This is a genomic window from Nostoc cf. edaphicum LEGE 07299 (assembly GCF_015207245.1).
GTDB lineage: Bacteria > Cyanobacteriota > Cyanobacteriia > Cyanobacteriales > Nostocaceae > Nostoc > Nostoc edaphicum_B.
In genome coordinates this window covers 1-3,490 of record NZ_JADEXF010000677.1, presented here as the reverse complement: position 1 = coordinate 3,490, position 3,490 = coordinate 1, and the positions used below count along the sequence as shown (strand labels likewise).

Genomic DNA, 3,490 nt, shown 5'->3' with positions numbered 1-3,490 from the left:
TGAGCGACTGGCGTATGGGGTGCAATGACTGTGGAAATCATAACTAATTATACGGACATGATATCAGTTGTATATGTTTTCTGAAGTTAAAAAATGTCTCATGTTAGCCGTACCTTTGGCAGCGGCACAACTGGCTCAATCTGCAACTGGTTTTGTTGATACGGTAATGATGGGCTGGTTGGGAAGTCAAACCATTGCATCTGGAGGTTTGGGAACTGTTATCTTTACTTTTTCTCTGTTGATTTTTACTGGTATCGTTTCTGCTGTCAGTCCCTTGGCGGCCCAAGCTTATGGAGCCGGAAATCAAGAAAAAGTTGGCATAATTGTCCGGCTTGGACTAGGGATATCTCTAGTCCTAGGAATACCAATTACATTGTTGCTTTACAATGCAGGTGCTTTACTACTTTTATTAAGACAGGATGCTAATACAGTAGCACTAGCAGAGATTTATTTAAGAGCGATCGCACTGGGTTTTATTCCTGCTTTAGGCTTTGCAGTACTTAAAAGCTTTCTTTCTGCTCTGTTACAACCGCAATTAGTCATGGTGACAGTGATTTTGGGTACTCTGTTCAACATCACAGCTAACTATGTGCTGATGTTTGGCAAACTGGGATTCCCGGCGCTGGGTTTAGCTGGTATCGGTTGGGCAAGCACGCTTTCACTTTGGAGTATGTTTGTTGCTTTGGCAGTTTATATATATAATCAGCCTCGCTTTGCAGTTTACGGTATTTTTCGATCTTCGTCTCACGAAGCTTTTCCTCTAGAGCATCGCCAGATCATTGGCGAGATTTTTCAGGTTGGATTGCCCATCGGGGGTCTAATTACGGTCGAAGCCGGACTGTTCACTGTTGTCACTTTGTTGATCGGACAATTGGGAACCAATGCCCTGGCTGCCCATCAAATTGCTTTACAAACAATTTCGATATCATTCCAGATGGCACTAGGCATTTCTCTAGCGACAACAGTTCGTGTTGGACAATTAGCCGGACAGAATGACCTAGTTGGCACTCGTCTAGCTGGATATGTAGGCATTGCCATTGCAGCTTTATCTATGGGTGTAGTAGCCATTGCATTTTGGCTAGTACCAAAGTCAATTATTTCTCTTTATATTGACATCAACAATCAGAACAATGCAGATGTAGTTGCCCTCGCGGTGAAATTGCTAGCAGTCGCGGCAATTTTTCAAATAGTTGATGGTGTGCAAGTTACTGCCGCAGGAGCATTACGCGGACTCAAAGACACTCGAATCCCGATGTTGATTGGCATTTTTGCTTATTGGTGTGTTGGTTTATTCGCTGGTTATACTTTTGGGATCTCGTTGGGGTCTGGAGCTATTGGTCTTTGGTGGGGATTAGCTATTGGTTTAGCGATCGCTGCAATCATCCTAACTTGGCGGTTTAGCACCAGGAAAACTAATAACTGATAAACACAGATGAAGCTAAAGGGAAAAGTCCTCAAGCAACTAAATTATAGTGACTTAGGTTGAATGGAAAAACAAATCTCAGGTAAGGGATTAACTAAATTTCAAGTACTGATTATGGCGATCGCATCTGGTGTGTGTTGCTAACGTTTATTATAATCAGCCAATTCTCAAAGATATTACATCTTCTTTTCAAGTTAGTGAAGGTGAAGCAAGTAGCATATCTGTGCTTTTGCAAGTTGGTTACGGTTTTGGGCTTTTCTTTTTAATCCCCTTGGGCGATAAAATCAACAAAAAAACATTAATTCTTTCCTTACTTCTATGTTTGTTCTGTTTGTTGATAGCCATGGCATTTCCACAAAACATCGTCCAGGTTTGGATATTGAGCGTAGCAATTGGAATTACAACAGTCTCTGCTCAGGTTATCATAGACATGATAGTGACTGAAGATAGAGACATACCATTATATTAGGATGCTCCCATTAAAAATTGTACTAAGTAAAAGTGCGATGCCTACGGCCGGCTGCGCCTACGCATTCCAAATGCAAAGCTGAATCAATAGCTTGAGTTTGCGAAGGATGTCAATAGCATAAGTCCAACTTCTTACTCTATAACCATTTTACAAATTTTGAACAAATTTTCTGCTCTCAGCGCATAAAGCCTAAAAGCCATCGTAAAGAATCATAGTACAGAGGTTCACCTAGTAAGTATCACCAAAAGCGTATAAATTTGGGGTGTTGCTGAATCATAAGATGATTTATTCCATTACGGAACGAACTTGTGATGGTTACGATTGCCGATTCCTCTCACAAATATGTAATGCGAATTTAGTGAATTAAAACTTACCTAATTATCTCTGTATGCGCTTAATTAAAAAAGGAGAAAAATCATGTTAGATATCAACAAAAAGACATCTAGTTCTGACATTTATTCTATCGATAACGAACAACTATTCGCTCAATTAACTCCTGAAGAAGGGGCTGTTATAGAAGGGGGCGGATTCCTTCTCATAGAGCAACTTCAGGCTATCAATGCTGATGCAGATACATTCGGCGATGACGATACCTATATCACAGTCAATGGCAGTAAAATCTGGGGACCTAATGGTTTTTCTACCGGACAGACATTTGTAGTTAACCGAGGTTTAGGCGTTGATTTACCTGCAAGGATTGAACTTTTTGATGAAGACGGCTTTTTAAATGGCTCTGACGATTCTCTAGGTGGTTTTACCGTCTTTGGAGCAACCAATGGCACGGCAAGAGCGCGTGTGTCTGGAGGTGGCTCTACATATGATGTGTATTACCGTGCTTTTGTATGAAGAGGATCGTAACTTAGAGCCAAAGCAGCAATAGCCGAGCCTTCCCAAGTCTAAATCTAAATTAAGGTTTTCGTAGGGGCGCACAGATGTGCGCCCTTATTGCGTCTTGTTCTGTGCAAATCTTCGTTTAGGTTTTATATCATGTCCGGCTAATTAGTTATAATTCTCGAATCAATGCAGAAAGCCCAAAAACCCCTTCCCTCTGCGGTCTTTCTGCGGTCTTAATGATAAGTCTTTAACCGAACACGATATTATTGGCACTCTCATGCTAACAACGTAGATTACTGAGTCCCCTTGTTTTATCTTCACCACTTTCGAGTGTCAAGAAAGGTTGTGATTTTAGTCTACATAATCTGTTGGTATTTGCGAATCAACAGTGTTATTTGCAACTATTGGGCGGCTACCATCTATCTCTAGGGTATCTTGAACTTGAAAATTACTCTTGGCGATCGGACGTTGACCATCTATATCAAGAATCTCCTCAATCTCTAAATCACTAGGGTCAATTGGACGCTTCCCGTCTACAGATAGCATCTCATGTTCTTCAAAATTACTCTTAGCGATCGGGCGTTGACCGTCTATATCAATTGTTTGATCGCTATGATTTTCATCTTTTGCAATTGGGCGCTGACCATCTATATCAATTGTTTCCTTAATCTCAATGTTACTTGGATCAACTGGACGCTGACCATCTATATTAATCGTTTTAGTTAACTGTTTTGGTTCGTTAGATGAATTTATAATATTAGTTT

4 protein-coding genes are annotated in these 3,490 nt (G+C 40.7%); 3 read left to right on the top strand and 1 reads right to left on the bottom strand.

Annotation, left to right across the window (positions count from 1 at the left end; genetic code table 11):
• Window positions 1-73: 73 nt before the first annotated feature.
• From IQ229_RS18855 to IQ229_RS18845, 3 genes are all read left to right on the top strand, one after another.
• Window positions 74-1,423: an MATE family efflux transporter gene (locus IQ229_RS18855; RefSeq protein WP_194046366.1), complete on the top strand. Its 1,350-nt coding sequence runs from the start codon at window positions 74-76 to the stop codon at window positions 1,421-1,423.
• Between the two features lie 130 nt (window positions 1,424-1,553).
• Complete coding sequence (locus tag IQ229_RS18850) at window positions 1,554-1,892, top strand: MFS transporter (protein ID WP_194046364.1); 339 nt, start codon at window positions 1,554-1,556, stop codon at window positions 1,890-1,892.
• A 417-nt stretch (window positions 1,893-2,309) separates the two neighbouring features.
• On the top strand, window positions 2,310-2,738 hold the full coding sequence (locus IQ229_RS18845; protein WP_194046362.1) for a hypothetical protein: 429 nt from the start codon (window positions 2,310-2,312) through the stop codon (window positions 2,736-2,738).
• 339 nt (window positions 2,739-3,077) lie between these two features.
• On the opposite strand, the gene IQ229_RS18840 is transcribed toward IQ229_RS18845, so the two are convergent.
• Window positions 3,078-3,482, bottom strand: coding sequence for a hypothetical protein (locus tag IQ229_RS18840; RefSeq protein ID WP_322744016.1), 405 nt, complete (start codon window positions 3,480-3,482; stop codon window positions 3,078-3,080).
• Between the last annotated feature and the right edge of the window lie 8 nt (window positions 3,483-3,490).